This window comes from Streptomyces sp. NPDC001889 (genome assembly GCF_053594535.1).
The window spans coordinates 68652-93937 of sequence record NZ_JBSFER010000020.1 but is presented as its reverse complement, the minus strand read 5'-3'; the positions used below and the strand labels follow the sequence as shown (position 1 = coordinate 93937).

26 protein-coding genes are annotated in these 25286 nt (G+C 72.8%); 15 read left to right on the top strand and 11 right to left on the bottom strand.

From position 1 onward, the window contains the following. Nucleotides 1-7: 7 nt before the first annotated feature. A complete protein-coding gene (locus tag ACWCRA_RS23585) occupies nucleotides 8-286 on the bottom strand; it encodes a DUF2530 domain-containing protein (protein WP_351553100.1) in 279 nt (92 codons plus the stop codon). A 208-nt stretch (nucleotides 287-494) separates the two neighbouring features. Between ACWCRA_RS23585 and ACWCRA_RS23580 the strand changes: the two genes are divergently transcribed. From ACWCRA_RS23580 to ACWCRA_RS23570, 3 genes are all read left to right on the top strand, one after another. Next, a complete protein-coding gene (locus ACWCRA_RS23580) occupies nucleotides 495-1937 on the top strand; it encodes an NCS2 family permease (RefSeq protein WP_351553103.1) in 1443 nt (480 codons plus the stop codon). Nucleotides 1938-2266: 329 nt separating this feature from the next. Next, the gene (locus ACWCRA_RS23575) at nucleotides 2267-2644 is read left to right on the top strand and encodes a MarR family winged helix-turn-helix transcriptional regulator (RefSeq protein ID WP_351553206.1); all 378 of its coding nucleotides are present in this window, start codon (nucleotides 2267-2269) and stop codon (nucleotides 2642-2644) included. A 25-nt stretch (nucleotides 2645-2669) separates the two neighbouring features. Next, the gene (locus ACWCRA_RS23570) at nucleotides 2670-3998 is read left to right on the top strand and encodes an MFS transporter (RefSeq protein WP_351553106.1); all 1329 of its coding nucleotides are present in this window, start codon (nucleotides 2670-2672) and stop codon (nucleotides 3996-3998) included. 364 nt (nucleotides 3999-4362) lie between these two features. Here the strand turns inward: ACWCRA_RS23570 and ACWCRA_RS23565 are convergent, their stop codons facing one another. Continuing rightward, nucleotides 4363-5352, bottom strand: a complete 990-nt coding sequence (locus tag ACWCRA_RS23565) for an aldo/keto reductase (RefSeq protein ID WP_351553109.1) — start codon at nucleotides 5350-5352, stop codon at nucleotides 4363-4365. A gap of 269 nt (nucleotides 5353-5621) precedes the next feature. On the opposite strand from ACWCRA_RS23565, the gene ACWCRA_RS23560 reads away from it, so the two are divergent. The 4 genes from ACWCRA_RS23560 to ACWCRA_RS23545 all read left to right on the top strand — a co-directional run bounded on the left by ACWCRA_RS23560 (nucleotide 5622) and on the right by ACWCRA_RS23545 (nucleotide 9932). Then, on the top strand, nucleotides 5622-6218 hold the full coding sequence (locus ACWCRA_RS23560) for an RNA polymerase sigma factor (RefSeq protein ID WP_351553112.1): 597 nt from the start codon (nucleotides 5622-5624) through the stop codon (nucleotides 6216-6218). Then, entirely contained in the window at nucleotides 6206-7222 is a 1017-nt protein-coding gene (locus ACWCRA_RS23555) for a CU044_5270 family protein (RefSeq protein ID WP_351553115.1), read from the top strand. The genes ACWCRA_RS23560 and ACWCRA_RS23555 overlap by 13 nt, the downstream gene beginning before the upstream one ends. A gap of 140 nt (nucleotides 7223-7362) precedes the next feature. Further along, entirely contained in the window at nucleotides 7363-8418 is a 1056-nt protein-coding gene (locus ACWCRA_RS23550) for a glycosyltransferase family 2 protein (protein ID WP_351553118.1), read from the top strand. A 2-nt stretch (nucleotides 8419-8420) separates the two neighbouring features. Next, nucleotides 8421-9932 (top strand): DUF6056 family protein, encoded by a 1512-nt coding sequence (locus tag ACWCRA_RS23545; protein WP_451068523.1) that lies wholly within the window; start codon nucleotides 8421-8423, stop codon nucleotides 9930-9932. A 28-nt stretch (nucleotides 9933-9960) separates the two neighbouring features. Here ACWCRA_RS23545 and ACWCRA_RS23540 read toward each other — a convergent pair whose 3' ends face one another. Next, nucleotides 9961-10644 carry a GDSL-type esterase/lipase family protein gene (locus tag ACWCRA_RS23540; RefSeq protein ID WP_351553124.1) on the bottom strand — a complete coding sequence of 228 codons (684 nt, stop codon included), beginning with the start codon at nucleotides 10642-10644 and terminating at the stop codon, nucleotides 9961-9963. A gap of 122 nt (nucleotides 10645-10766) precedes the next feature. On the opposite strand from ACWCRA_RS23540, the gene ACWCRA_RS23535 reads away from it, so the two are divergent. Then, the gene (locus tag ACWCRA_RS23535; RefSeq protein ID WP_351553127.1) at nucleotides 10767-11750 is read left to right on the top strand and encodes a WD40 repeat domain-containing protein; all 984 of its coding nucleotides are present in this window, start codon (nucleotides 10767-10769) and stop codon (nucleotides 11748-11750) included. 70 nt (nucleotides 11751-11820) lie between these two features. On the opposite strand, the gene ACWCRA_RS23530 is transcribed toward ACWCRA_RS23535, so the two are convergent. Next, nucleotides 11821-12648 (bottom strand): TetR/AcrR family transcriptional regulator, encoded by an 828-nt coding sequence (locus ACWCRA_RS23530; protein WP_451068522.1) that lies wholly within the window; start codon nucleotides 12646-12648, stop codon nucleotides 11821-11823. A gap of 109 nt (nucleotides 12649-12757) precedes the next feature. On the opposite strand from ACWCRA_RS23530, the gene ACWCRA_RS23525 reads away from it, so the two are divergent. Further along, nucleotides 12758-13762, top strand: coding sequence for an ATP-binding cassette domain-containing protein (locus tag ACWCRA_RS23525; protein WP_451068561.1), 1005 nt, complete (start codon nucleotides 12758-12760; stop codon nucleotides 13760-13762). 77 nt (nucleotides 13763-13839) lie between these two features. Continuing rightward, nucleotides 13840-14622, top strand: a complete 783-nt coding sequence (locus ACWCRA_RS23520) for an ABC transporter permease (protein WP_351553209.1) — start codon at nucleotides 13840-13842, stop codon at nucleotides 14620-14622. 147 nt (nucleotides 14623-14769) lie between these two features. On the opposite strand, the gene ACWCRA_RS23515 is transcribed toward ACWCRA_RS23520, so the two are convergent. The 3 genes from ACWCRA_RS23515 to ACWCRA_RS23505 form a co-directional block, all read right to left on the bottom strand. Then, entirely contained in the window at nucleotides 14770-14919 is a 150-nt protein-coding gene (locus tag ACWCRA_RS23515) for a hypothetical protein (RefSeq protein WP_451068521.1), read from the bottom strand. Nucleotides 14920-15093: 174 nt separating this feature from the next. Then, complete coding sequence (serC, locus tag ACWCRA_RS23510) at nucleotides 15094-16212, bottom strand: phosphoserine transaminase (RefSeq protein WP_451068520.1); 1119 nt, start codon at nucleotides 16210-16212, stop codon at nucleotides 15094-15096. A 99-nt stretch (nucleotides 16213-16311) separates the two neighbouring features. Further along, the gene (locus ACWCRA_RS23505; protein ID WP_451068519.1) at nucleotides 16312-16929 is read right to left on the bottom strand and encodes a GTP-binding protein; all 618 of its coding nucleotides are present in this window, start codon (nucleotides 16927-16929) and stop codon (nucleotides 16312-16314) included. A 220-nt stretch (nucleotides 16930-17149) separates the two neighbouring features. Here ACWCRA_RS23505 and ACWCRA_RS23500 point away from each other — a divergent pair, with 220 nt between their 5' ends. The 4 genes from ACWCRA_RS23500 (at nucleotide 17150) to ACWCRA_RS23485 (ending at nucleotide 22007) form a co-directional block, all read left to right on the top strand. Further along, nucleotides 17150-19972, top strand: a complete 2823-nt coding sequence (locus tag ACWCRA_RS23500) for an FAD-binding and (Fe-S)-binding domain-containing protein (RefSeq protein WP_451068518.1) — start codon at nucleotides 17150-17152, stop codon at nucleotides 19970-19972. A 47-nt stretch (nucleotides 19973-20019) separates the two neighbouring features. Beyond that, entirely contained in the window at nucleotides 20020-20340 is a 321-nt protein-coding gene (locus ACWCRA_RS23495) for a hypothetical protein (protein ID WP_351553142.1), read from the top strand. Nucleotides 20341-20580: 240 nt separating this feature from the next. Further along, a complete protein-coding gene (locus ACWCRA_RS23490) occupies nucleotides 20581-21420 on the top strand; it encodes a hypothetical protein (protein ID WP_351553145.1) in 840 nt (279 codons plus the stop codon). Further along, entirely contained in the window at nucleotides 21417-22007 is a 591-nt protein-coding gene (locus ACWCRA_RS23485) for a hypothetical protein (RefSeq protein ID WP_451068517.1), read from the top strand. Before ACWCRA_RS23490 ends, ACWCRA_RS23485 begins: the two co-directional genes overlap by 4 nt. A 23-nt stretch (nucleotides 22008-22030) precedes the next feature. On the opposite strand, the gene ACWCRA_RS23480 is transcribed toward ACWCRA_RS23485, so the two are convergent. From ACWCRA_RS23480 to ACWCRA_RS23465, 4 genes are all read right to left on the bottom strand, one after another. Beyond that, nucleotides 22031-22189 carry a hypothetical protein gene (locus ACWCRA_RS23480; RefSeq protein ID WP_351553150.1) on the bottom strand — a complete coding sequence of 53 codons (159 nt, stop codon included), beginning with the start codon at nucleotides 22187-22189 and terminating at the stop codon, nucleotides 22031-22033. Nucleotides 22190-22291: 102 nt separating this feature from the next. Next, complete coding sequence (locus tag ACWCRA_RS23475; RefSeq protein ID WP_451068516.1) at nucleotides 22292-22540, bottom strand: hypothetical protein; 249 nt, start codon at nucleotides 22538-22540, stop codon at nucleotides 22292-22294. After that, the gene (locus ACWCRA_RS23470) at nucleotides 22537-22824 is read right to left on the bottom strand and encodes a hypothetical protein (protein ID WP_351553156.1); all 288 of its coding nucleotides are present in this window, start codon (nucleotides 22822-22824) and stop codon (nucleotides 22537-22539) included. The genes ACWCRA_RS23475 and ACWCRA_RS23470 overlap by 4 nt, the downstream gene beginning before the upstream one ends. Before the next feature lie 472 nt (nucleotides 22825-23296). After that, nucleotides 23297-24154, bottom strand: coding sequence for a LysR family transcriptional regulator (locus ACWCRA_RS23465; protein ID WP_451068515.1), 858 nt, complete (start codon nucleotides 24152-24154; stop codon nucleotides 23297-23299). Between the two features lie 96 nt (nucleotides 24155-24250). Here ACWCRA_RS23465 and ACWCRA_RS23460 point away from each other — a divergent pair, with 96 nt between their 5' ends. Next, nucleotides 24251-25216, top strand: a complete 966-nt coding sequence (locus ACWCRA_RS23460; RefSeq protein WP_451068514.1) for an EamA family transporter — start codon at nucleotides 24251-24253, stop codon at nucleotides 25214-25216. Nucleotides 25217-25286 lie beyond the last annotated feature (70 nt).

Sequence of the window (25286 nt, the reverse complement as noted above, 5' to 3'; positions counted from 1 at the left end):
GCCCGGTCTACTCCGCCGCGGAGTTCTCCGCCGAGCGCCGCGCGGCCTCCGCGCGCTTGATGGCGGCGTCGCGCCCGCGGACGTACCAGATGCCGATCAGGCCCAGCCCGGCGCCGGCCAGACAGGTCCACACCCACCACATCAGATCGCGGTCGGCGAACCAGCCGTAGAAGGGGATCTGCACCAGGAAGAGGACGAACCAGATGATCGTGCCACCGGTGATGGTGGCGACCACGGGCCCCTCCAGGGGTTCGGGTGCCTCGTGCCGGGGAGTCCACTTCGCCATGTCTGGAGTGTAGGCCCACCCGGTCGGCCGGCAGGGGTGGCCTTCCAGGGGCCTTCCGGGGGCCGGTCGGGGGCCGGTCGGGCCGGGCGCCGCACGGGTCTACGCGCGAAGATGGCGATCATCCGTTCATATGTTCATACTGAAACGGTTTGCCCCTGACCTGATTCATTCGTAGGAATATCCAAGCCAAGCCAGTGATGAGGACGGAATGACCCCGTCGGCCGACGCCGCCGCCCCCGAGCACTCGCCGAAGGGCACCCCCAGCGGCCTGGACCGCTACTTCAAGATCTCCGAGCGCGGCTCCACCGTCGCCCGCGAGGTGCGCGGAGGCTTCGCCACCTTCTTCGCGATGGCGTACATCATCGTGCTGAACCCGATCATCCTCGGCAGCGCCAAGGACATGTACGGGCACCAGCTCGACAACGGCCAGCTCGTCACCGCCACCGTGCTGACCGCCGCCTTCTCCACCCTCCTCATGGGTGTCATCGGCAATGTCCCGATCGCGCTGGCGGCCGGTCTCGGCGTGAACACCGTCGTCGCCCTCCAGCTCGCGCCCAGGATGTCCTGGGCGGACGCCATGGGCATGGTGGTGCTCGCGGGCTTCGTGGTGATGCTGCTGGTCGCCTCGGGCCTGCGGGAACGGGTGATGAACGCCGTCCCGCGCAGTCTGCGCAAGGGCATCGCGATCGGTATCGGCCTCTTCATCATGCTCATCGGGCTGGTGGACGCGGGCTTCGTCTCCCGCATTCCGGACGTGGCCCAGACGACCGTGCCGCTCACCCTGGGCAGCGGCGGTCATCTGCTGGGCTGGCCGGTCCTGGTCTTCGTCCTCGGCGCGCTGCTCACCCTGGTGCTGATCATCCGCAAGGTGCCGGGCGCGATTCTGATCTCCATTGTGGCCATGACGGTGGTGGCGATGGTCATCGAGGCGCTCGCCGAGGTCCCGAGCTGGGGTCTGACCACCCCGAAGTGGCCGGGCAATCCGCTCAGCACCCCGGACTTCGGCCTGGTCGGCGAGGTGAGCCTGTTCGGCGGCTTCGAGAAGGTCGGCATCCTCACCGGCGCGCTCTTCGTCTTCACCGTGCTGCTGTCCTGCTTCTTCGACGCGATGGGCACCATCCTGGGCGTCGGCGACGAGGCGAAGCTGATGGACAAGGACGGCAACTTCCCCGGCATCAACAAGGTGCTCATCGTGGACGGCATCGCGGTCGCCTCCGGCGGCGCGACCTCGTCCTCGGCCACCACCTGCTTCGTCGAGTCCACGGCCGGTGTCGGCGAGGGCGCCCGCACCGGTCTGGCGTCCGTGGTCACCGGCGCCCTCTTCTCGGTGGCGCTCTTCCTCACCCCGCTCGCCACCATGGTCCCCTCCCAGGCGGCGACCCCCGCCCTGCTGGCGGTCGGCTTCCTGATCCTGGCCGGCTCGATCCGGGACATCGACTGGAGCGACTTCACCCTCGCGGTGCCCGCCTTCCTGGCCATGGTGATGATGCCCTTCACCTACTCGATCACCAACGGCATCGGTATCGGCTTCATCGCCTTCAGCGTGCTGCGCCTGGCCTCGGGCCGAGGCCGGGAGGTGCCGGTCGCGATGTACGCGGTCTCGGCGGTCTTCGTCTTCTACTACGCGATGCCCGCGCTGGGGCTGACCTGACGCACGGCGGCACCCGGAGGTGAGCGCCCGGACCGGCCGGTCCGGGCGCTCACGCGCGTCCGGAGCCGTTCCGGGCCGCCCACGCGCGTCCGGAGCCGTTCCGGGCCGCCCGCGCGCGTCCGGCGGGTGCCGGCGTGCCGGCCGGTGTTCGCGGGCATCCGCGTGAACCCGGTGGTCTTTAGGAAGGGTAATGAGTTATGCTAACAAACATGTCTGACCTGTCCCCTGGCGGCGCCGCCCGCGACCCCGCTCGCGAGGTGGCCGAGGTGGCCGCCGGCGCGGTACCCCCCGACGACGCCGCCGCCATCAGCGCTCTGCGCTCCGCCGTGATGCGGCTGGGCCGGCGGCTGAAGCACCAGCGCGTCGACGAGTCGCTGAGCCCCACCGAGATGTCGGTGCTCGGCACCCTCGCCCGCTGCGGCAGCGCCACCCCCGGCGAGCTGGCCCGCAAGGAGCATGTCCAGCCGCCGTCCATGACCCGCATCGTGGCGCTGCTGGAGGCCAAGGGACTGGTCCGGCTGGAGCCGCACCCCGACGACCGCCGGCAGAAGGTCGTCAGCCAGACCGAGCAGGCCGAGGCCATGCTCGACGAGAGCCGCCGCAAGCGGAACGCCTGGCTGGCGGAGCTCGCCGAGGGACTGGACGAGGACGAATGGGCCAGGCTGCGTGCCGCCGCCCCTGTTCTGGAGAAGCTCGCGCACCTGTAGGAAACACAACGAGGAGGCGACACTTTTGCGTACGGGACCCGGAGCAGACTCCGCACCCGCACCTTCCCCTGCGACCATGTTCAGCTCACTGAGAATCCGGAACTACCGGCTCTTCGCCATCGGCCAGGTGGTCTCCAACACCGGTACCTGGATGCAGCGCATCGCCCAGGACTGGCTGGTTCTGACCCTGACCGGATCGGCGTCCGCCGTCGGTATCACGATCGCTCTGCAGTTTCTGCCGATGCTGCTCTTCGGGCTGTACGGCGGGGTGCTCGCCGACCGCCTCCCCAAGCGCCCCCTGCTGCTGGGCACCCAGTCCGCGATGGGGCTCACCGGAATCGCGCTCGCCGTCCTCACCCTCACCGGAGAGGTCCAGGTCTGGCACGTCTATCTGACGGCCTTCCTGCTCGGGCTGGTCACCGTGGTGGACAACCCGGCGCGGCAGACCTTCGTCGCCGAACTCGTCGGCCCGGACCAACTGGCCAACGCGGTCAGCCTGAACTCCGCGAACTTCCAGTCCGCCCGGCTGGTCGGACCCGCCGTCGCCGGTGTGCTGATCACCGCTGTCGGCAGCGGTTACGCCTTCCTCTTCAACGGGCTCTCCTTCATCGCGCCCATCGCCGCGCTGCTGCTGATGCGCACCGCCGATCTGCACCGGGTCGACCGCGCCCCGCGCGGGAAGGGCCAGCTGCGGGAGGGGCTGAGGTATGTCTCCTCGCACCCCGAGCTGATCTGGCCCATCGTCCTCGTCGGTTTCATCGGCACCTTCGGCTTCAACTTCCCGATCTGGCTCACCGCCTTCGTCCACGACGTCTACGACTCGGGCGCGAGCACCTACGGCCTGCTGAACACCCTGATGGCGGTCGGCTCCCTGGCCGGCGCCCTGCTCGCGGCCCGGCGGGCCACCTCGCGGCTCCGCATACTGGTGGGCGCGGCGGTGCTCTTCGGGGCGCTGGAGATCGTGGCCGCCGTCGCCCCCACTTTCTGGATCTTCGCCCTGGTGATGGTGCTGGTGGGGATGTTCGGCCTCACGGTCAATGTCACCGCCAACTCCAGCATCCAGATGGCGACGGACCCGGCGGTGCGCGGCCGGGTGATGAGTCTGTTCATGATGGTCTTCGTGGGGGGTACGCCGCTGGGCGGGCCGCTCTTCGGCTGGATCACCGACGCGTATGGGCCCCGGGTGGGGCTGGCGGCGGGCGGGGCGATCTCGCTGGCGGCGGCGCTGGGGGTGGGGGTGATGCTGGCGCGTGCGGGCGGGTTGCGGCTCAAGGTGGACTTCCGCCGGGGCCACAAGCACCTGACGGTGGTCCCGCGCCCCCGCCCCAACCCCCGCGTATCCACCCCGGCCTGACCCACCCCGCACGATCCCCCGCAGCCCGGGCCTCCGGCACGAATTCCAGCCCCGCCGGCGATTGAGGCGCGGGGGTTCGGGGGCTGGTCCCCGGCACGAGACGGTCGGCGGCCGGCCCCTGGGCGCGAGGGACGAGGGGGACGCGGGTTAACCTCGTGGGGTGAACTCCAAGACCAGAAACAAGATCATGGCGGGCGTCCTCGTGCTGATGTTCGCGATCATCGCGGTGGCGGCCGTGGCCGGCGTCTGACACCCACCCCACCCCGGCCGGGCGGCCGCACCGCCGCCACCCGGCCCCCACCACTCCGTACCCACCGGCACGGCACCGGCACCCGGCCAGGCGCCGCACCTGCGCCGCACCCGTCTACCAGGCGAAGGCCTCCGGCGACGGTCCCGTCCCCGGGAAGATCTCCTCCAGCGCCGTCAGCAGCTCCTCGCCCAGCTCCAGCTCCACCGCGCGCAGCGCGCTCTCCAGCTGTTCGGCGGTGCGCGGCCCGACGATGGGCCCGGTCACCCCCGGCCGGGTCAGCAGCCAGGCCAGCGCGGTCTCACCCGGCGCCAGACCGTGCTTGTCGAGCAGGTCCTCGTACGCCTGGACCTGCTCCCGCACCCCGGGCCGGCTCAGCGAGTCCGCCGCCAGACCCGCGGTCCGCCGGGGTCCTTGCGACTCCTTCTTGAGCACTCCGCCGAGCAGCCCGCCGTGCAGCGGCGACCAGGGGATGACCCCGAGGCCGTACTCCCGCGCGGCGGGGATGATCTCCATCTCCGCGCGGCGCTCGTAGAGGTTGTACAGGCACTGCTCGCTGACCAGCCCGTACGACCCCTTCCGCGCGGCGTTCTCATTGGTCTGGGCGATCTTCCAGCCGGGGAAGTTGGACGATCCCGCATAAAGGATCTTGCCCTGCTGGATCAGTGTGTCGACGGCCTGCCAGATCTCCTCCACCGGGGTGTCCCGGTCGATGTGGTGGAACTGGTAGAGATCGATGTGGTCGGTGCCGAGCCGCTGGAGACTCGCCTCCACGGACCGGCGGATATTGAACGCGGAGAGCTTGTGGTGATTGGGCCAGGGATTTCCGTCGGGGCTCATATCGGCGTACACCTTGGTGGCGAGCACGACCTTGTCCCGGCGGTCGCCGCCCTTGGCGAACCAGCTTCCGATGATCCTCTCGGTGTTGCCCTTGTTCTCGCCCCAGCCGTAGGCGTTGGCCGTGTCGAAGAAATTCACCCCGGCGCCGAGAGCGGCGTCCATGATCGAATGGCTGTCCGCCTCGGTGGTGTGCGGACCGAAGTTCATCGTGCCGAGGACGAGACGGCTGACTTTGAGTCCGGTGCGTCCGAGCTGTGTGTACTTCATGAACACCAAGCCAACGCCTTGGAGCGCGCTCGAAGCAAGAGCGGACCGGAGCCTCGTCGCGGCCGGCGGCCGGGCCGGCGCGCCGGGCGGCGGGGGAGCGGCGCGGACGGGACCGCGCCGGCGGCCACGGAGCGTCACCGGAATGCCGTCCCGCACGGTGAACACCCCGCTACAGCCTGACCGAAACTGGCCCCTGCTTCCGTGAACCTTTCGGGCCGCTGCGGACAACAACGGGATGACAGGCTGACCGCTTGACCCGTGGAGCTGATGTGACCGGACCGCCGGCCGCCCCCGATGACGCCGAGGTCGTCGCCCAATCGCTGGCGCACCCCGACGTCTTCGCCCTGCTCTACGACCGGCACGCGTCCGACATCCACCGCTACGCCGCCCGCCGCCTCGGGGAGGGCGCCGCGGAGGACATCATGGCGGAGACCTTCCTCATCGCCTTCCGCAGCCGCCGCCGGTACGACACCGCCCGCGGCAGCGCCCGCCCCTGGCTCTACGGGATCGCCGCGAAGCTCATCGGGGGCCACCGGCGCAGTGAGGAACGGGCGTTGCGGGCGATGGCGAGAAGCGGGGAGGACCCGCTCGCCGACGCCTGGAGCGACCGTTCCGACGACCGTCTCGCCGCACAGGCCCCGCTCGCCGGCGCGCTCGCCGCGCTGTCGCCGGGCGACCGGCACGTCCTGCTGCTCATCGCCTGGGCCGACCTCGGATACCAGGAGGTCGCCGAGGCCCTCGGGATTCCCCTCGGCACCGTGCGGTCCCGTCTCAACCGCGCCCGTCGCAAAGTGCGCGAGGCCCTGATCGCCGATCCCGCGTTCACCCCCGATGACACGGAGCTGACCCCGTCATGGATGAGATGACCCGCGTGCGCGAGCTGCGCGCCCACACCCCGGCTCCCGGCCGTGCCGTGCTCACCGCGGGCCGCCGCAGACTCACCGAGGCCATCGCGGACGACGGCCGCCGGACCGCGCCCGTCCGGGGCCGGTTCGGCGGCCGGCTGCGCGGTCTCGGCTCCGACTGGCGGCTCGCCTCGCTCGGCGCCGCCGCCGCCATCACCGCCGCGGCGCTGCTCGCCAGCCACATCGGCACCGATCCGGCGGAACGGGACGGTTCCCAGCAGGCCGCCGGCCCCGATCTGCGGGACCCGGTCGCCCTGCTCAACCGGGCCGCCGCGGTGGTCCGGGACCAGCCCGCGGCCCCCGAGCCCGCCCCCGACCAGTGGATCTACACCAAGCAGGTGCTGGTGGACCAGCCGGTGCTGTCCTCGGCCGGCCGGCCGGACAGCGTCGAGGGGGACCCGGAGGGCTGGGTCCGCTACGCCGAACCCGCCGCCGAGAAGGACGCGTCGGACGGGGACCGCTCGGCCCGGGAGATCTACCGGATCGCGGAGGCGCTGCCCGACGACCCGGCGCGGGCCGCCGCCGAGGCCCGCCGTCTCTACCCGGCGGCCGATGACCGCGAGGGCCGCGCCGAGACCGTCTCCGAGCACAGCTTCCGCGCGCTGTGGCGGCTGATCGAGTCCTATCCGCTCTCCTCCAGGGCCCGGTCCAAGCTCTTCCGGGCCCTGGCCGCCGTCCCCGGGATCACGGTCGGCGACCGGCTGGTCGAGGACGCCGCGAGGCGGCCGGCCATCGCGGTCGGCCTCACCGGCGACGGCCTCGCTCCCGGCACCCGTACCGAAGTGCTGATCGACCCGAACGACTATCACTATCTGGGCAGCCGGACCGTGGCCTCGCGCGATCACCGGACCGATCCGCCCACGCATATGAACCAGCCGAGCCACCGATATGCCAAAGGTGACGTCCTCTACAGCGAGGCCCGCACAGACGCAGCGGTCGTGGACGCAGAGGGCCAGACGCCATAACCACGGGGGAAGCCGCGCCACGGGGGCACAGAATTCCCGGTTCATGCCGGGTTGCCTGCGCACTATGTAGCTCATGTCACATCGAGCGATTCCATCCGGACCTGTCCGGACGCGGTTGGCCCTGAGCTAGGAAAGCAGCGATGCCAGAGATTTCGATTGTCGTACCGTGCTTCAACGAGAGTGAGGTGATCGAGGCCTTTCACACCACGCTCGTCGGTGTTCTGGAACCGACGGGCAGGAGCTTCGAAATCTGTTACGTGGACGACGGGAGCGGCGACCACACACGTGCCCATCTCCAGGAACTCGCCTCCGCCGACCACCGCACCCGCTATACGTCATTCAGCCGTAATTTCGGCAAGGAATCGGCCATGCTGGCCGGCCTGCGCATGGCCCGGGGCGAGCAGGTCGTCCTGATGGACGCCGACCTCCAGCACCCGCCGGGACTGATCCCCCGGATGCTGGAACTCCGCGAGCACGGCTACGACCAGGTCGTGGCCCAGCGCGACCGCGCCGGCGAGGGGATGGTGCGGACCCGGCTCAGCCAGGCGTACTACCGGCTGGTGCGCCGCTTCATGGAGGTCGAGGTCATCGACGGCGCCGGGGACTTCCGGCTGCTGTCGCGGCGCGCGGTCGACGCGCTCCTCGCGCTCCCGGAGAGCAACCGCTTCTCCAAGGGGCTCTTCTCCTGGATCGGGTTCGACACCGTCAGCTTCACCTATCAGAACGTGGAGCGGGCCGCCGGCCAGTCCAAGTGGGGCGGGCGCCGGCTGCTCAACTACGGCATCGACGGGCTGCTCTCCTTCAACAGCCGCCCGCTGCGGATGGCGGTCCACGGCGGGCTGTGGCTCTTTCTCTCGGCTCTGGCGTACGCGCTGTGGATCGTGGCCAATGTCGTCGTCGACGGCGTCGACACGCCCGGTTACGCGACGCTGATCACCGTCATCGTGGGGATGAGCGGGGTCCAGATCGCGACCATGGGCGTCATCGGGGAGTACGTGGGGCGGATCTACCACGAGTCCAAGCGCAGACCCCACTATGTGGTCCGGGAGACCGACGGCTCCGGCGAGCGGCTGCCGGCCCCCGGTGCCGCGCTCGCCGCCCCGGCCGCACGCACCGCCGCCCGCGCCGCCCCGGCCGCACACGCCGCCGGTGCGGCCCGCGCCGCCGGCCCCCGGCTCGGCGAAGGACGGTGGTGACCGTGGCCGTCGACACCCCGGCCCGGTCCTCCCGGTCCTCCCGGTCCGCCCCGGCCGCCCCCGCGGGCCCCTGGGCCGCGCGGTGGAAGGAGATCTGGCCGCCCGCCCTGGCGCTGCTGCCGCTGGGTCTGCTCACCGTCTCCTTCTGGTACGGGCGCCATGTGCGGCCCAGCGCCGACGAATGGTGCTTTCTGCCGGTCGTCCGGGACGACGGGATCTGGGGCCTGGCGGACAAGTTCTGGTCCACGGACAACGGACGCGTGGGCAACGGGCTGCTGGTCGGCCTCTACGCCGAGTTCCCGGTCGCCGGCCACCAGTGGTACGGCCCGGTCAGCGGGGCCCTGATGCTGGGGCTGCTCTGGGCCCTGACGGCGGCGCTGCTGCGCCGCACCGGGACCCGGGCCCCGCGCGGGGTGCCGCTGCTGGCCGCCGCGATGATCACCGCGGTGTTCCTGTTCGCCACCCCCAACACGTACAAGACGTTCTACTGGCCCGCCGCATCCGTCTCCCACACGCTGGCCCCGGTGCTCTGCGCCGCCGCGGCGATCCCGCTGCTGCGGGCGCGCGGACGGGCGGGCCGGATCGCGGCGCTCGCCGTGGTCGCCGTGGCCGGGGTGTTCATGGGCACGCTCTCCGAGGAGGCGTCGGTCGTCTCGCTGGTGGTGCTCGGCGGCGCGGTCCTCGCCGCCGGTCGGCTCCTCGTCCCGGACGCGGCCCGCGCCGTGCGCGTCTGGTCGCTCACCGGCATCGCGGGCGTCGGCGCCGGCACCCTGCTGCTGATCAGCTCGCCCGGCTCGCGCAACCGCCGCAGCCGCTTCGACGCGGAGAGCGTCTCGATGCTGGCGCCCGAGTCGCTGTGGGGGTCCCTGCGGGGGTTCGCGGAGATCCTCGGGACGGTCCTGACGACCTGGCAGTACGTGGGTGCCGTCGCCGCGGGCGCCGTGCTCGGCCTGCTCGCGCGCCGGGCGCCGGGGGCGGCGGCCGGCCGGGCGCGCGCCGTCTTCCGGCCGGTCCGCCCCTCTCTGCCGCTGGCCCTGGGGGCGGCGGCGTTCCTGGTCTCCGGCTATCTCTGCACCGTCATCACCTATCCGGTCTTCGGCGCGCGCGTGGTGACCACCGAGCGCACCTGGAACGACTATCTGCTGCTGTACGTGCTCCTGCTGGCCGCCGCCGGTGTCCTCATCGGCCGCCGGCTGCGCGACCGGGGCCCGGCTCCGGCGGGCGCCGCCGCTCTGGGCGCCGGGGCGCTGTGCGCCCTGGCCGTCGCCGGGCTCGCCGTCCCGCTGGAGGCCCTCGGCGACCGCATGTCGGTCCGCGCCCAGCAGTGGGACCGCCAGGACAGCCGGCTGCGCGCGGGGGCCGCGGCGGGGGAGACGGTGATGCCGTACACCCCGACGCGGGTGGGGAAGATGCTGGAGCCGTTCTCCCGCGACGGGAAGGGGTACTGGCCCGCCGGGTGCGTGGCCGACTTCTACGGCCTGGAGCGGGTGACGTACGCGCCGCCGGAGCGCTGAGCCACCCGGGGAGGGCGGGGGCCCGGTGTCAGCGGCCCCCGTCCTCCCGGGGCCGGTAGGGCCCGCCGAGCCCCCACGCCTGATGCATCGCCGTCGCGAACGCCTCCGCGAGTTTGTGCTCGCCCGAGGGCCCCGGGTGGGTGCCGTCGTAGGTGTCCGTGCCGATGTCGTACGACTCGGGGACGGAGGCCAGCAGCAGCGGTGCCGACGGCGTGTCCAGATCGGCGACCGCCTTCGCGAGCAGCACATTGAAGCGCGCGCACTCGGCGGCGAACGGCGCGTCCGTCAGCGCCCGCACATTGGGGATGACCGGCAGCAGCACCATCCGCACCCGGGGCGCGGCGGCCCGCGCCGCCGCGATGAAGGCGCGCACATTCACCAGGGTCTGGTCGCTGTCCGTGTAGAAGCCGAGATCGATCAGTCCCAGGGAGACCAGCAGCACGTCCGGCCGGTGCTCCGCCACCGTCTCGCCGATCAGCGGCGCCAGATGGAACCAGCCCTCGCCCCAGCCCGCGAGATGGCCCCGGGCCGCCGCCGGAAAGGGCGCGGCGTGGGCCGAGGGGTCCTCGGTGCCGTACAGACCGGTGCGCGGGCCGGTGATCTCGTACGGGCCGCCCGGGACCGAGCCGAGGTGCTGCCACATCCGGTAGCGCCAGGTGTAGTCGCCGGCGCGTCCGATGGTCATGCTGTCGCCGACGAAGAGAAAACGCATGGACGCCATGATGACCGATCCCGGCGCCGCCCCCGCTTCTGTTCCCGTACCGGTCCTGTCGCGTGCCGGCAACGGACGCGCGGGCGGCGCCGGGGCCGGGGCCGGGATGGCAGGCTGGGGGCATGCGTTCGCTCCCGCGCGCCACCGGCGCCACCGCCGTCACGGCCGCCGCCGCCCTGCTCGTGCTCTCCGCCGCGTCCGTGCCCGCGTCCGCCGCCGGCGACCCCGGCTTCACCATCGAGGACCCCAGGATCAAGGAGTCCAGCGGCCTCGCCGCCAGCCGGGCGCATCCGGGCGTCTACTGGACCCACAACGACCAGGACGAGCCCCGGGTCTTCGCGGTCGACTCAAGGACCGGGAAGACGGTCGCGACGGTCACCCTGACCGGTGTCGGCAAGCCCCGTGACATGGAGGCGATCTCGGTGGGCCCGGACGGCCGGGTCCATGTCGGCGACATCGGGGACAACCTCGACGGCTCCTGGCCGCACGTCTGGATCTACGCGTTCCCCGAGCCGGAGCGGCTCCGGGACACCACGGTCCGCGCGACCCAGTACACCGTGAAGTACGCGGACGGCCCGCGCAACGCCGAGGCGATGATGGTGCACCCCCGGACCGGCCGGGTCTACATCGCCTCCAAGAACGAGGACGGCGGCCGGCTCTACGAGGGCCCGGCCTCGCTCGCCCCCTCGGGGACGAACACCTTCCGCCGGATCGGCGATGTGCCGTGGGTGACGGACGGCGCGTTCTCCCCGGACGGTACGGAACTGGTGCTGCGCTCCTACTTCAGCGCCCGCGGCTACGCCTGGAAGGACGGCCGCCTCGGCGCCGACCACCGCGTGCGCGCCCCGATCCAGGGCCAGTCCGAGTCGGTGAGCTACACGCTCGACGGCGACGCGCTGATGTTCGGCTCGGAGGGCGAGCGGAGCGGGGTGGAACGGGTCGCCCTCGGCAAGGGCGGCACCGGCAAGCCCTCGTCGAAGGAGGCGGGTTCGGCCGCCGCCGACGAGGAGGGCGACGGCGACCGGAGGACGACCTACGGCGCCCTGGCCCTCGCGGCGGCCCTGGTCCTGGCCTTCGCCTTCAAGCGCCGCTCCCGCCGCTCCTGACACCCGCCGGGCGCCGCGCCCCCGACCGCGCCCGCGCCGGGCCGAGGGGCGGCGCGGCCGGGTCGTCTCTCTAGCCGGGGCCCGCGCACCCGGCGCGGCCCTCCCCGGCGCGCTCCCGCCCGGCGCGCTCCTCCTCGGCGCGGGCCTCCTCGGTGCGCTGTCGCACCAGCACCTCCAGCCCGTCGACGAACCGCCGCAGCCCGAAGGCGAAGTGGTCGAAGCCCTCGCTGAAGGTGTCCTCCCCGAGCTGCCCCATCAGCGGATATCTCCCGCTCTCCATCGCCCGGTCGAGGAAGGGCCGCTGGCGCTCCCAGAACTCCTCGTGGCTGAGCCCGGTGGCCTCCGCCGCCTCCGCCGCCTCGGCCTCCATCCGGGCGACCCCCGAGGCGATGCTCTGCACCGTGATGATCACCGAGATCAGCTCGGGGTCGCGCAGACGCGTCCCCCGCAGCACCGCGAGAGCGGCCTCCATGCTGTCCAGCGCGCTGGGCCCCAGTACGGTCCTGGCCTGGTTGACCTTGTGCAGCCAGGGGTGGGCCCGGTAGAGGGCGAGATAGCCGTGGGCCATGACCTCGATGGCGCCGCGCCAGTCGTGCTCCGCGTCGGCGGGCGGCTTCCAGGGGCAGGTGTCGCCGACCCGGTCCAGCATCAGATCGAGCAGCTCGGCCTTCCCGGGGACGTACCGGTACAGGCTCATCGTGCCGGTGCCCAGCTCCGTGGCGATCCGGCGCATCGAGACCGCGCCCAGGCCCTCCGCGTCGGCGATCCCGACGGCGGTGTTCACGACCCGGTCGAGGGTCAGCCCCGGCTTGGGCCCTCGGCTCGGCCGCTCGGCCGTGCCCCACAGGAGCTCCAGGCTGCGGTTGATATCGCCGCTGCCACTGGTTTCGGTCGTCATGGCCACACCTTATGTCCCTCCGCCGAACCCGCTGGACAGAAATTGAGTACGGTGTACTCTCTGCTGGGTACACCGTACTCAGTACTTGTGGGAGGGACCTGTGGAAGAGATCGAGGACGAGTTCGCCGTGCGGGCCGAGGGGCTGGAGAAGCGGTACGGGGAGAAGCGCGCGCTCGCCGGTTTCGACCTCGCCGCCCGCCGGGGAACCGTGCACGGCCTGCTCGGGCCGAACGGCGCGGGCAAGACCACCGCGGTCCGGGTGCTCTCCACCCTGCTGCGGTTCGACGGGGGCCGGGCCCGGGTGGCGGGCGTCGACGTGGCCCGCGAGCCCGCCCGGGTGCGCGGCCGGATCGGGCTCGCGGGCCAGTACGCGGCCGTGGACCAGGTGCTGACCGGCCGCCAGAACCTGGAGATGTTCGCCCGGCTCTTCCACCTCGACCGCCGGCGGGCCCGGCGGCGGGCCGCCGAACTCCTGGAGCGGTTCGACCTGGTGGAGGCGGCCGACCGGGGCGTCGGCGGCTACAGCGGCGGGATGCGGCGCCGGCTCGATCTGGCCTCGTCCATGATCCTCGCCCCCGATGTGCTCTTCCTCGACGAGCCGACCACCGGGCTCGACCCGCGCGGGCGCGGCGAGGTGTGGGAGGCGGTCAGGGCGCTGGTGGCGGGCGGCACCACCGTCCTGCTGACCACCCAGTACCTGGAGGAGGCCGACCGGCTCGCCTCCCGGATCACCGTCATCGACCGGGGCCGGGCCATCGCCGACGACACCCCCGACGGGCTGAAGAACCGGGTCGGCCGGGACCGTGTCGAGGTCGTCGTGGGGGACCCGGCCGATCTCCCGGCCGCCCTCGCCGCGGTCGCCCGGGTCGCGGACACCGTCCCGGAGTGCGACGAGACCGGGCGCCGGGTCCACGCCCCGGTCTCCGACCGGGTCGCCGCCCTCACCGAGGTGGCGCGCACCCTCCAGGACCAGCGGATCGGGGTGGAGGACATCGGGCTGCGCAGACCCAGCCTGGACGATGTCTTTCTGCGGCTGACCGGCCGCCCCGCCGAGTCCGCGGAATCCACCGGGTCCACCGGGTCCACCGAGAGCCCTGCGGAGGCGGCGGCATGAGCGACGTACTGAACCGGAGCACCCCTCGCACCGGGGAGACGGTTCCCCTGACCGTCCCGGCGGCGGGTGAGCGCCGGATGTACTGGGCGGTCGCCGACTGCTGGAGCGTCACACGGCGCGGACTGCTCCACTACCGCCACCAGCCGGTCAACATCGTCTGGCAGCTCGGCTTCCCGGTGCTGTCGGTCCTGCTCTACGCCTATGTGCTCGGCGGCGCGATGAAGGCCCCCGACGGTGGCGACTACCGCGACTACCTGATGCCCGGCATGTTCGTGATGACGATGGCCATGGGTTTCATGAGCACCGCGATCATGGTGGTCAACGATGCCACCCAGGGGGTCATCGACCGCTTCCGCTCCATGCCGATGGCCTCATCGGCGGTGGTCACGGGCCGGGGGCTCAACGATCTGCTGGTCGCGGTCGCCGAGCTGACGATCCTCGCGGCCACCGCCCTCGCGACCGGCTGGCGCTCCCACGCCGGCTTCGGCGGCACGCTCGCCGCCTTCGCGCTGCTGGTGCTGCTGCGCTTCTCGCTGATCTGGGTCGGCATCTGGCTGGGCCTGCTGGTCCCCAACCCGGAGGCGGCGGGCGGGCTCTACGCGGCGGTGCTCCCGATCACGATGATCTCCAGCATCTTCGCCCCGCCCTCCACCATGCCCGACTGGCTCGGTGTCGTGGCGGCCTGGAACCCGATCTCCTCCACGGCGGCGGCCACCCGCGAGCTCTTCGGCAACCCGGTGGCGGCCGACGGCACCTGGATTCAGGAGAACGCCCTGCTGATGGCGGTGGTCTGGCCGCTGATCGTGACCGCGGTCTTCCTCCCCCTGGCGGTCCGCCGCTTCCGGCGCCTGAGCCGCTGAGCCGAGCCGCCGTCGTGAGCCGCTGTGTCGTCAGCCGCTGTGCGATGAGCCGCCGCCGGCCGCGGTCCGGTCAGCCGTGCCGGCCCGCGGCCTGGAGCAGGGCCTCCACATCGAGCTTGGCCTCGGCCCCGATCGCCCCGGGGAGGGTCACCAGCTCGCCGGGGGCGTGGACGCGGTGATCGCGCCACCGATGATCTCGACGCGCTGCCCGGGGTTCCGCGCCATGAGGGCCTCGGCCTCATGGCGCAGGGTCCGCGGGTCGCCTTCCCCGGGGTGCCCGACTGCTGCGGCAGACACATCGGCCTCCTGATGACTGATGTCGAGAACATCATGGTGGGCAGAGCGCGGCGTCCGTGTCCCGTACCGATCCCTCACCCGGACGGGTGAGGCCCCGGCGGGAGTGATCCCGCCGGGGCCCCATCCGCGCACGCCACAGGGGTGCTCGGGCCGGTCCGGGCCATGCGGTTCGGATCAGAGATTCTCGATCACATAGTCGATGCACGCGGTCAGCGCGGCCACGTCCGAGGGCTCGACCGCCGGGAACATCGCCACCCGCAACTGGTTCTTCCCGAGCTTGCGGTACGGCTCCGTGTCCACGATCCCGTTCGCCCGCAGGACCTTGGCGATCGCCGCCGCGTCGATGTCGTCCTCGAAGTTGATCGTGCCGATCACCTGCGAGCGCTTCGACGGGTCGGTGACGAAGGGGGTCGCGTGCTTGGAGCTCTCGGCCCAGCCGTACAGCGCCTGCGAGGAGGCCGCCGTGCGCGCCACCGCCCAGTCCAGACCGCCCTGGCCGTTGATCCACTTCAGCTGCTCGTTGAGCAGGAAGAGGGTCGCGAGGGCGGGGGTGTTGTACGTCTGGTTCTTCAGCGAGTTGTCGATCGCGGTCGGCAGGCTGAAGAACTCCGGGACATGGCGCCCCGAGCCGTGGACGCGCGCCGCGCGCTCCAGGGCGGCGGGGGAGAACGCCGCGATCCACAGTCCGCCGTCGGCGGCGAAGGACTTCTGCGGGGCGAAGTAGTAGACATCGGTCTCGGTGATGTCGACGGGCAGCCCGCCCGCCCCGGAGGTCGCGTCGACCAGCACCAGCGCGCCGTCGTCCGCGCCCGCGACCCGCCGGACGGGCGCGGCCACACCGGTTGAGGTCTCGTTGTGGGTGAGGGCGTACACATCGGTGCCCGCCTCCGCCACCGGGTCCGGGTGGGTGCCCGGGTCGGAGGAGATGACGGTCGGCTCGGCCAGCCACGGGGCCAGCTTCGCCGCCTTCGCGAACTTCGAGGAGAACTCGCCGAAGGAGAGGTGCTGGGACTTGTTCTCGATCAGACCGTGCGTCGCGATGTCCCAGAACGCGGTGGAACCGCCATTGCCGAGGACGACCTCGTAACCCTCGGGGAGCCGGAAGAGGTCGCGTACGCCGGTACGCACCTCACCGACCAGATTCTTGACCGGGGCCTGGCGGTGGGACGTGCCGAGAAGAGAGGAGCCGGTGGCGGCGAGCGCGTCGAGCGCCTCCGTACGCACCTTGGAGGGGCCCGCGCCGAAACGGCCATCGGCGGGCTTGATGTCAGCGGGAATCTGGATATCAGCCACAACAGGGGAGGGTATCGGTTCGCCGGTGGCGCGGGACGCGCGGTCCGTCGGCTGAGACACCCGGGGCGCCCGGCCCCGCCGCCGGGCGCGCCGGGTGCCTCAGCCCTTCTGGTGCACCGAGAGCGCGTGCAGATGCTCGACCAGCGCGATCAGCACGAACTTGCTGGAGGAGTGGTCCCGGGCGTCGAACTCCACCAGCGGGACGTCCTTCTCCAGGGCCAGCGCCTGCCGGATGTGCTCATCGCTGTGGAGCGGACCGCCGAAGTCGTTGACGGCGACGATGTACGGCATACCGTGGTGTTCCAGACGGTCCAGGGCATACCAGGCATCGGTCGGCCGGCGGGTGTCCACCAGGACCACCGCGCCCATCGTCCCCGACAGCAGCCGCTCCCACAGGAACCAGAACCGTTCCTGCCCCGGGGCGCCGAAGAGATACAGCACGCTCCGGTCGTCGATCGTGATCCGCCCGAAGTCGAAGGCCACCGTCGTGGCGTTCTTCGCCGACACCCGGCTGGTGTCGTCGATGGTGCGGCCCGCGCGGCTCATCACCTCTTCGGTGTGGAGCGGGCGGATCTCGCTCACGGAGCGGACCATTGTCGTCTTGCCGACCCCGAAACCGCCGACCACGGCGATCTTCAGGGCGTTGTCGGCCGGCCCGGGGAGCATCGCGTCCAGCTCTGCCGGGTGGGGGTGGACCGTTCGGGTGCCGCGGGTCATCGCTTCTGGACGGTGCCGGTCATCGAGTGTTGCCTTCCGAGGGGTGGCGGGGGCATAACTGGAGCCGCTTGTTCCTGATCAAGTTGTCGTCACTATAGGAGGGTTGGCGATCACTTTGGGCTCTGCCCCCGGGCTTTGCCAAGGGCCGTACGGACGCAATGGTCGCAACCGGCATGTTTCCTGCCCGTAAGGAGGTCATGGGCCGGGCATCCTGACACACATGGCCGACGAGCGACCGACCCGGGAACTGGCATCCGAGCTACGGCGCGCGGTGCGCGGAGAGGTCGACTTCTCCGCCGGCGCCCGCGCGCTGATGACCATGGACGCCTCCAACTACCGCCGCGTCCCCGCCGGAGTGGTGGCTCCGCGCGACGCCGACGACGTGGCGGCGGCCCTGGAGGTCTGCCGCAGCGCCGGCGTCCCGGTGGTCCCGCGCGGAGGCGGTACGTCGATCGCCGGTCAGGCGACCGGTACCGGAGTCGTGCTCGACTTCACCCGCCATATGAACGCCCTTGTTGACGTGGACGCCGATTCGGCTACGGCCGTCGTACAGCCCGGACTCGTCCTGGACACACTGCGCGATGCGGTACGCCCCCTCGGGCTCACCTTCGGACCCGACCCCTCCACCCACTCCCGCTGCACCCTCGGCGGAATGATCGGCAACAACGCCTGCGGCGCCCACTCGGTGGCCTGGGGCACCACCGCCGACAACGTCCGGACCCTCTCCGTCCTCACCTACGACGGCACCGCCCACCGCCTCGGCCGGGGCGGACCCCTCACCGGCCCGCCCGGCCTCGCCGCGCTCGTCGGCGCCCATCTCGCCCCGCTGCGGACCGGCTACCCCGCCGGGCTGCCCCGCCGCATCTCCGGCTACGCCCTGGACGCCCTGCTCCCCGAGAACGGCGCCGACCTGGCCCGCGCCCACTGCGGCAGCGAGGGCACCCTCGCCGTGCTGACCGAGGCCACCGTGCGGCTCGTCCTCGCCCCGCCCGCCCGGGCGCTCGCCGTCCTCGGCTACCCCGACGAGAGCGCGGCGGCCGACGCCGCGCCCGGACTCCTCCCGTACGGCCCGCTGACCGTCGAGGGCATGGCCCACGACCTGGTCCCGGCCGGTCACGGGCTGCCCCGGGGCGGCGCCTGGATCTTCGCCGAGACCGGCGGCGAGACCCCGGCCGCCGCCCGGGCCGCCGCCGGGGCGCTCGTGCGGGCCTCGGACGCCCTCGACGCCGCCGTCGTCACCGAACCCGCCGCGATGCGCACCCTGTGGCGGCTGCGCGAGGACGCCGCCGGCACCGCCACCCGTACCCCCGACGGCGCCGAGGCCTGGCCCGGCTGGGAGGACACCGCCGTACCGCCCGCCCGGCTCGGCGCGTATCTGCGCGACTTCCGCGCCCTGCTCACCGCCCACGGCCTGCGCGGCACGCCCTACGGCCACTTCGGCGACGGCTGCGTCCATGTCCGGATCGACTTCGACCTGATCAGCGAGGTGGGCGTGCGCGCCTTCCGGCGCTTCTCCGAGGAGGCGGCCGATCTCGTCGTCGCCCACGGCGGCTCCCTCTCCGGCGAGCACGGCGACGGCCGGGCCCGCGCCGAGCTGCTGCCGAGGATGTACGGGGACGAACTGGTCGGCCTCTTCGCCCGCTTCAAGGACCTGTGGGACCCGGACGGCGGCCTCAACCCCGGCGTCCTGGTGCGCCCCGACCCCCTCGACGCGCATCTGCGGTTCGCGGCGCTGCCGCGCGAGCCCGTGGACGTCGTCTTCGGCTACCCCGAGGACGGCGGGGACTTCACCGGGGCGGTGCGGCGGTGCGTCGGCGTCGCCAAGTGCCGTACGACGGAGCCGTCCGGCGCCTCGGTGATGTGCCCCTCGTACCGGGTGACCGGCGAGGAGACCCACTCCACCCGGGGCCGGGCCCGGCTGCTCCACGAGATGCTCGCCGGTGAGGTCGTGCGCGGCGGCTGGCGCTCCCCGGAGGTGCGCGACGCGCTCGACCTCTGCCTCGGCTGCAAGGGGTGCCTCGGCGACTGCCCGGTGGGCGTCGACATGGCCACCTACAAGGCCGAGTTCCTGCACCACCACTACGCGGGGCGGCTCCGCCCGCTCTCCCACTACGCCATGGGCCGGCTCCCGTCGTGGCTGCGGGCCGCCGCGCCGCTCGCGCCGCTGGTGAACGCCGCCGCCCGGGTCCCCCCGCTCGCGGCCCTGGCCAAACGGGCGGCCGGGATCGCCCCGGAGCGCACGCTGCCGGTCCTCGCGCCGGTGGGGTTCCGCCGGCTGCTGAGGGAGCTGCCGGGCGACCGCGCGGAGGCCCTCCCCGCCGGCGCCACGGCGGTCCTCTGGCCGGACACCTTCACCGAGCACCTCACCCCGGAGGTGGGCCTGGCGGCGGCGAGGGTCCTGCGCGCGGCCGGTCTGGGCGTCGTACTCCCGCGGAACCGTGTCTGCTGCGGCCTCACCCATGTCTCCACGGGCCAGCTCACCCGCGCCAAGGCCGTGCTGCGCCGGACCCTGGACACCGTGGAACCCCTGCTGGACCGGGACGTCCCGGTGACCGTCCTGGAGCCGAGCTGCGCGGCGACCCTGCGCACCGACCTCCCGGCCCTGCTGGGCGACGACCCGCGCGCGGCCCGGCTCGCCGCCCGGGTGCGCACCTTCGCCGCCACCCTGGAGGAGTACGCGCCGCACTGGACCCCGCCCCGGCTGGACCGCCCGGTGGCCGGTCAGACCCACTGCCACCAGCACGCCGTCCTCGGTGACGCCCCGGAGCGCCGGCTGCGCGGGCGCGCGGGTCTCACCGGCCCGCTGAGCGGGGGCTGCTGCGGCCTCGCCGGCAACTTCGGCTTCGAGCGGGGCCACTACGGCATCTCGGTGGCCTGCGCGGAGGAACAGCTCCTCCCGGCGGTCCGGTCGGCGCCCCCGGGCGCGGAGATCCTGGCGGACGGCTTCTCCTGCCGCACCCAGCTGGAGCAGACGGCCGGCGTCCGGGCCCGCCACCTGGCGGAGGTCCTGGCGGATGCCCTCCCGGAACCCGGTGACCGCTGAGTACGGGTACTCATGCCCCGGCGCTCCCGGGCGGCGAGGCTGCTCCCATGGACGACACAACCCCTGCCCCCGCCCGGAAGATCCACTGGTTCCCGGATCTGCTGGCGGCGGTCTCCGTGCTGGCGCTGGAGTGCGTCTGCCTGCTGGCTCTCTGGGCCTGGGCTCTGACCTCGGCCACTTCCTCCCCGGCCGCGTCCTCGGGCCCGGCCGCCACGGGGACGCTGCTCGTGATCGCCTTCTCCGTCGCCACGGCGTCGGCCGTCCTGGCCGCCCTGGGCTTCCTCCGGGCCCGGATGCCGGTCTCCGGAGTCTCCCAGATCCTGGTGGCGGGCTTCCTGCTCCTCTTCACCCTGGGACTGCTGCGCTGATCCCGGCCCGACCCCGCGTGCTCCGGGGCCGCCGACCCTACAATGCCTCATGTTCCAGGGCGAGTTGGCGATCAACGGGGACGCCGGCGGCTCTGTGGCGGGGAGGGAGGCGCGATGCCTCGGAGAACCGGAACCGGCCGGCGCGACCCCTTGTCGCGGCGGAGGCGGGGCCGGCCGACCACCCGGGCCGCGCGGCTCCGGGTGATACGGAACGAGACCGACCCCGCCCCGGTGGGTTTCGTGGGGCGCCTGCTGCAGATGCGGAGCTGGCTGGCGGCGCTCATCGGGGCGGCGCTGGCGCTGATGATCACGGGCGGGATCATGGCGCTCCCGGGCCAGCTGGTCAACGTCCCCTCGGTCAAGGACGACATCCGCTCGGGCCCCGATGTCTCGGCGGTGGTGGCGAAGGCACAGCTCGACGACGAGGGGTTGAGCCGGGTGACCCGGGAGGACCACCGTCCGAACGCGTCGTTGCGGAACTTCCTCTCCGCGCCGGGCGCGGTGGGCTCACCGGAGTACGACGAGCGCCTCCGCGCGGTAGGGGCGGTGAACCTGGAGAAGCTCACGCTCCGGGTCGTCTTCACCGGCCACCGGAACCAGACGGTCAATATCGTCAATATCGAACCGGAGATCGTGCGACGCGGTGCGCCGTGGTCGGGAACGCTCTTCGGCGCCCCGTCCCAGGCGGGCAGCCCCACCATGAACATGATGTTCGACCTGGACCGCCCGCGCCCGGTCGCCCGGGAGGCGAGGTTCGACGGCGAGAAGGGCCGGATCGAGCCGGGCAGGCCCTTCTTCGGTGAGCGGACGATCACCCTCAAGGACACGAAGCAGCAGGTGGTCCTGGTGCGGGCGGTCACCGCCCGCCACCATGTGTCCTTCCGGCTCAAGGTCACCTACATGCTGGGCAGCAGGACGAAGAGCGTCACCGTCGACGACCGCGGCAAGCCCTTCCAGGTCACCGCGGTCAGCGGCGGCTCGGACCGGCTGGAGGATCTGAAGTACCGCCGTGTCTTCATGCTCCAGGGCGACTTCTCGCTCTGCCAGGCTGTCCCGGCCACCAACTCGCCCTGCGCATGAGCGGGGCCACGACCGCCCGCCGGCTCCGGTGGCTGGTCCCCGTGCTGCTGGCGGTCGCCGCCGGCGCCCTGCTGCTGTTCCGCGAGGACGGCGGCGGGGACGGCGGGACCGCGACCCGCCCGCCGCCCTCCTCCAGCCCGCCGTCCCCCGCGCCCTGTACGGGGGTCAACCTGGACGGTGTCGGGCCGACGGTCGCCGGCGCGGACCGAGCGGGCGTGCTGAAGTTCTGGCGGGGCGTCATCGGCCCGGCGTACCGGGCCGCCTGCGCCGAGGACTACGGGCGCCTCGCCCGGCTGCTGGAGTTCAAGGGGTCACCGGAGTACTTCGGCACCACGGTGTGCTCGGGCTGCACCTCGTCCGAGATCGTCGCGATGTGGCGGGAGGAGTTCGGCTTCCGGGGCACCGACCTCGCCCGGGTGCTGGAGACCCGTCCCGTGCAGAGCCAGGGCGGGCTGATGTTCCGGCGCGGGGACGCGGTGGCGTGGTTCGCCCGGGGCACCTACGGAACGCCCGGCCAGTGGACGGGTTTCCACCCCCGGTGCGCCATGGAGCCCGACTGCTCCAGATATGCCACGGCCGCCCCGTGAGGGCGGCCGTGGCGCCATCGGTCTCAGCTCTGGTCGCCGAGGTCACCCCGCCCGAAGCGGCGCCTGCGCCCCAGCTTCCGCAGCACCGGCCAGGGGTCGCGCACGGACCGTCCGTACCCCCTGAGCTTGTGCGGCCGGCACACCCCGCAGCCCTTGCGGCGGCGGTGCGGTGAATGAGCCATCTCTTCCTTCCCCACGCGCCCCGCCCTGGGGCCGGCGTGGGGAGTACGTCCTCGTCATGACGGTGATTTTACGTTTCAACGGAACGGTTCCCGGTTCCCGGTTCACGGCAGCGGCACGAGCCGCACCACGGTCACGGTCACCACCGACTCGCTGACCAGATACGTGATGAACGCGACCCGCGCCACGGTCGCGTCCCGCCGGTCCCGGTCGTCCCGCACCGGGCTCGACCCGCACCCGTACGGGTCCCGCGCGACCACCGCCATCCCCTCCTCGAACCGCTTGCGCCGCTCCGGACTCAGACTGCGCCGCTCCGCGCGGGCGTCATCGGTGTAGGCGAGCCGCAGACTCATCCCCGGCTCCGGTACGAGTCGTCGCCGGAGTCGTCGAAGTGCAGCCCGGAGAGATCCCCGGCCCGAATCCGGGCGATCTGCTCCTCCTCCGCGAGGTCCTGCGCCTGCGGCGTCCGCAGCGCCCACCGCGCGAGCACCCCCGGGATCTCATCCGCGCCCGCGTGCTCGATCTCCCCGATGAACTGCTCGACCATGCCGGGCGGCAGCACCTCCCGGATCGAGTGAATGGTGCCGGGCAGTTCGACCTTCCGCCCGTTGACCGTGGTGCTGAACGTCTTTCTCACCGTGCTCCTCCCCTGAACCGCGCACTGCGGGGCCACGGTACGGCCCGGGGCGAGCGCGCGGGAGCCGGGAGGCCGCGCCCTCCCGCCCCACAACAGGGGCGGCCACTCCCAGCCCGTCCGGGGGCACCTCCCGGAGGCAGCTCTGGGGGCGTTTGAGGACGGACCTTGTGCGACAGGTTCCCGCGCCTTGCGGGCCATGGTCGGGGGCCTGCCCCCGAACCCCCGCGCCTCAATCGCCGGCGGGGCTGGATTTCGTGCTTCCGCCGGCTTGGAGGGGGTGGGTTTCGTGCCCTGGCCGGCTCGGCGGGGCCGGGTGCGTCAGCCCGTCCGGGGCGGGGCCCGCCTTCAGCCCGTCCGGGGGGACCTCCCCGAGGCAGCTCTGGGGAGATGGGGGACGGACCCGGCGCCCCGGGGCGCCGCACCGGACGGCCCCCCGGGCCACAGGGCACCCGCACCAGACCCCCCCGCACACTCACACCCCCCGCGTCAACTCCCTTGCCAGGGCGATCAAGTGAGGGAGCGCCGGGTGGGCGAGGGCCGGGCGGTGGGCCAGGAGGACCGGGACGGGGGGTGCGTCCGGGAGGGGGCGGAAGGTGACGCCCGGGTGCGGGTGGAGCTCCGCCGTGGAGGCGACCGACACCCCCGCCCCCCGCCCCGCCGCGATCGCCGCCAGCCAGTCGTCCGTGTTGGTCACGGTCACCGTCCCCACCGGCCGGGCCCCCTCCGGCCACAGGTCCAGGGTGGTCACCCCGGACACCTCGTTCACCAGCACCGGCCCGGACGCCAGATCCGCCAGGGTCACCCGGGGGAGCGCGGCCAGCGGTCCGTCGGAGGTGACCGCCGCCACCCGCGCCTCCGTGAAGAGCGGCTCCGTCACCAGCCCCGCCACCTCCACCGGCCCCCGCAGCACCGCCGCGTCCACCTCTCCCCGCGCCAGCCCCGCCGTGCGGTCGTCGATCCGCAGCAGTTCCAGCGGTGTCTCCGGGTGCTCCCGCTCCCAGCGCCGCAGCAGCGGGGTGGTGTAGGGGCCGAGCGCCGACCAGGCGTGCCCCAGCCGCAGCGGCCGGCGGCGCAGCCCGGACGGGTCGAGCGCGTCGTCGAAGGCCGCGACCGCCGCTGCCGCCTTGTCGCGGAACACCCTCCCCTCGGCGGTGAGCGCGAGATGGTGCGTGGAGCGGTCCACCAGCCGCGTACCCACGTACTTCTCCAGCGCCGCCAGCGACCTGGAGACCGCCGGCTGGGTCAGATGCAGCCGCCGCGCGGCCCGCGTCACGCTGGACTCCTCGGCGATCGCGAGGAAGCAGCGGAGATGGCGCAGCTCGATGCTCATGCGCCCGGAGCATAACCGCAGCGCAGTCGGCATTTCACGCGACGCGCGGCGACCCGTAGCGTGGAGGGTCCGTGTGATGACGAGAGGGAGTGCCTGGTGGACGAGGTCCGCAGCCCGGTCGTGGGCGCCGCCGAACCCGGAGCGGCGGTCGCGCTCGAAGCCGCCGCCCCCGGTGCGGCCCCCCGGGGCCGCCGCAGTCTCGGCCCGGTCGGGCTGGTCGTCGCCGGCGGCCTGTCCGTCCAGTTCGGCGCGGCCGTCGCCATCATGCTGATGCCGCGCGCCGGCGCCCTGGGCGTGGTCACCCTGCGCCTGGTGCTCGCCGCCCTCGTCCTGCTCATCATCTGCCGCCCCCGGCTGCGCGGGCACTCCCGCGCCGACTGGGGCACGGTCGTCGCCTTCGGCTCGGTCATGGCGGCGATGAACATCCTCTTCTACCAGGCCGCCGACCGCATCCCCCTCGGCGCCGCCGTCACCCTGGAGGTCCTCGGCCCGCTGGCGCTCTCCGTGATCGTCTCCCGGCGCCTGGTGAACCTGGTCTGGGCCGGTCTCGCCCTCGCCGGTGTGGTCCTCCTCAGCGGTGGCGGCTTCGACCGGCTCGATCCGGTGGGCGCGGCGTTCGCGCTCGCGGCGGGGGCGATGTGGGCCGCGTACATCGTCTTCAGCGCCCGCACCGGCCGCCGTTTCCCGCAGGCCGACGGCCTCGCGCTGGCGATGGTGGTGGGCGCGCTGATCAGCCTTCCGCTGGGCATCGCCGAGTCCGGGTCCCGGCTGATCGACCCCGAGATCCTGCTGCTCGGGCTCGGGGTCGCGGTGCTGTCGTCGGTGCTGCCGTACACCCTGGAGCTGCTCGCCCTGCGCCGGCTGCCGGCGCAGACCTTCGCGGTGCTGATGAGCCTGGAGCCCGCGATAGCGGCGGCGGCCGGTTTCCTGGTGCTGCACCAGGCCCTGTCCACCACCGACGCCCTGGCCATCGCCCTGGTCATCGCGGCGAGCATGGGCGCGGTGCGGACCCAGGCGAGGAAGGCCCACGGGCCCGTGGAGCCACGGGTCAACGCGGAGTAAAGCAAGCATGCTTGCTTGTTTCTGGCGGCGCTGTCATGCTCCGGGGCACACAACGCCGTGTCCCCGAGGG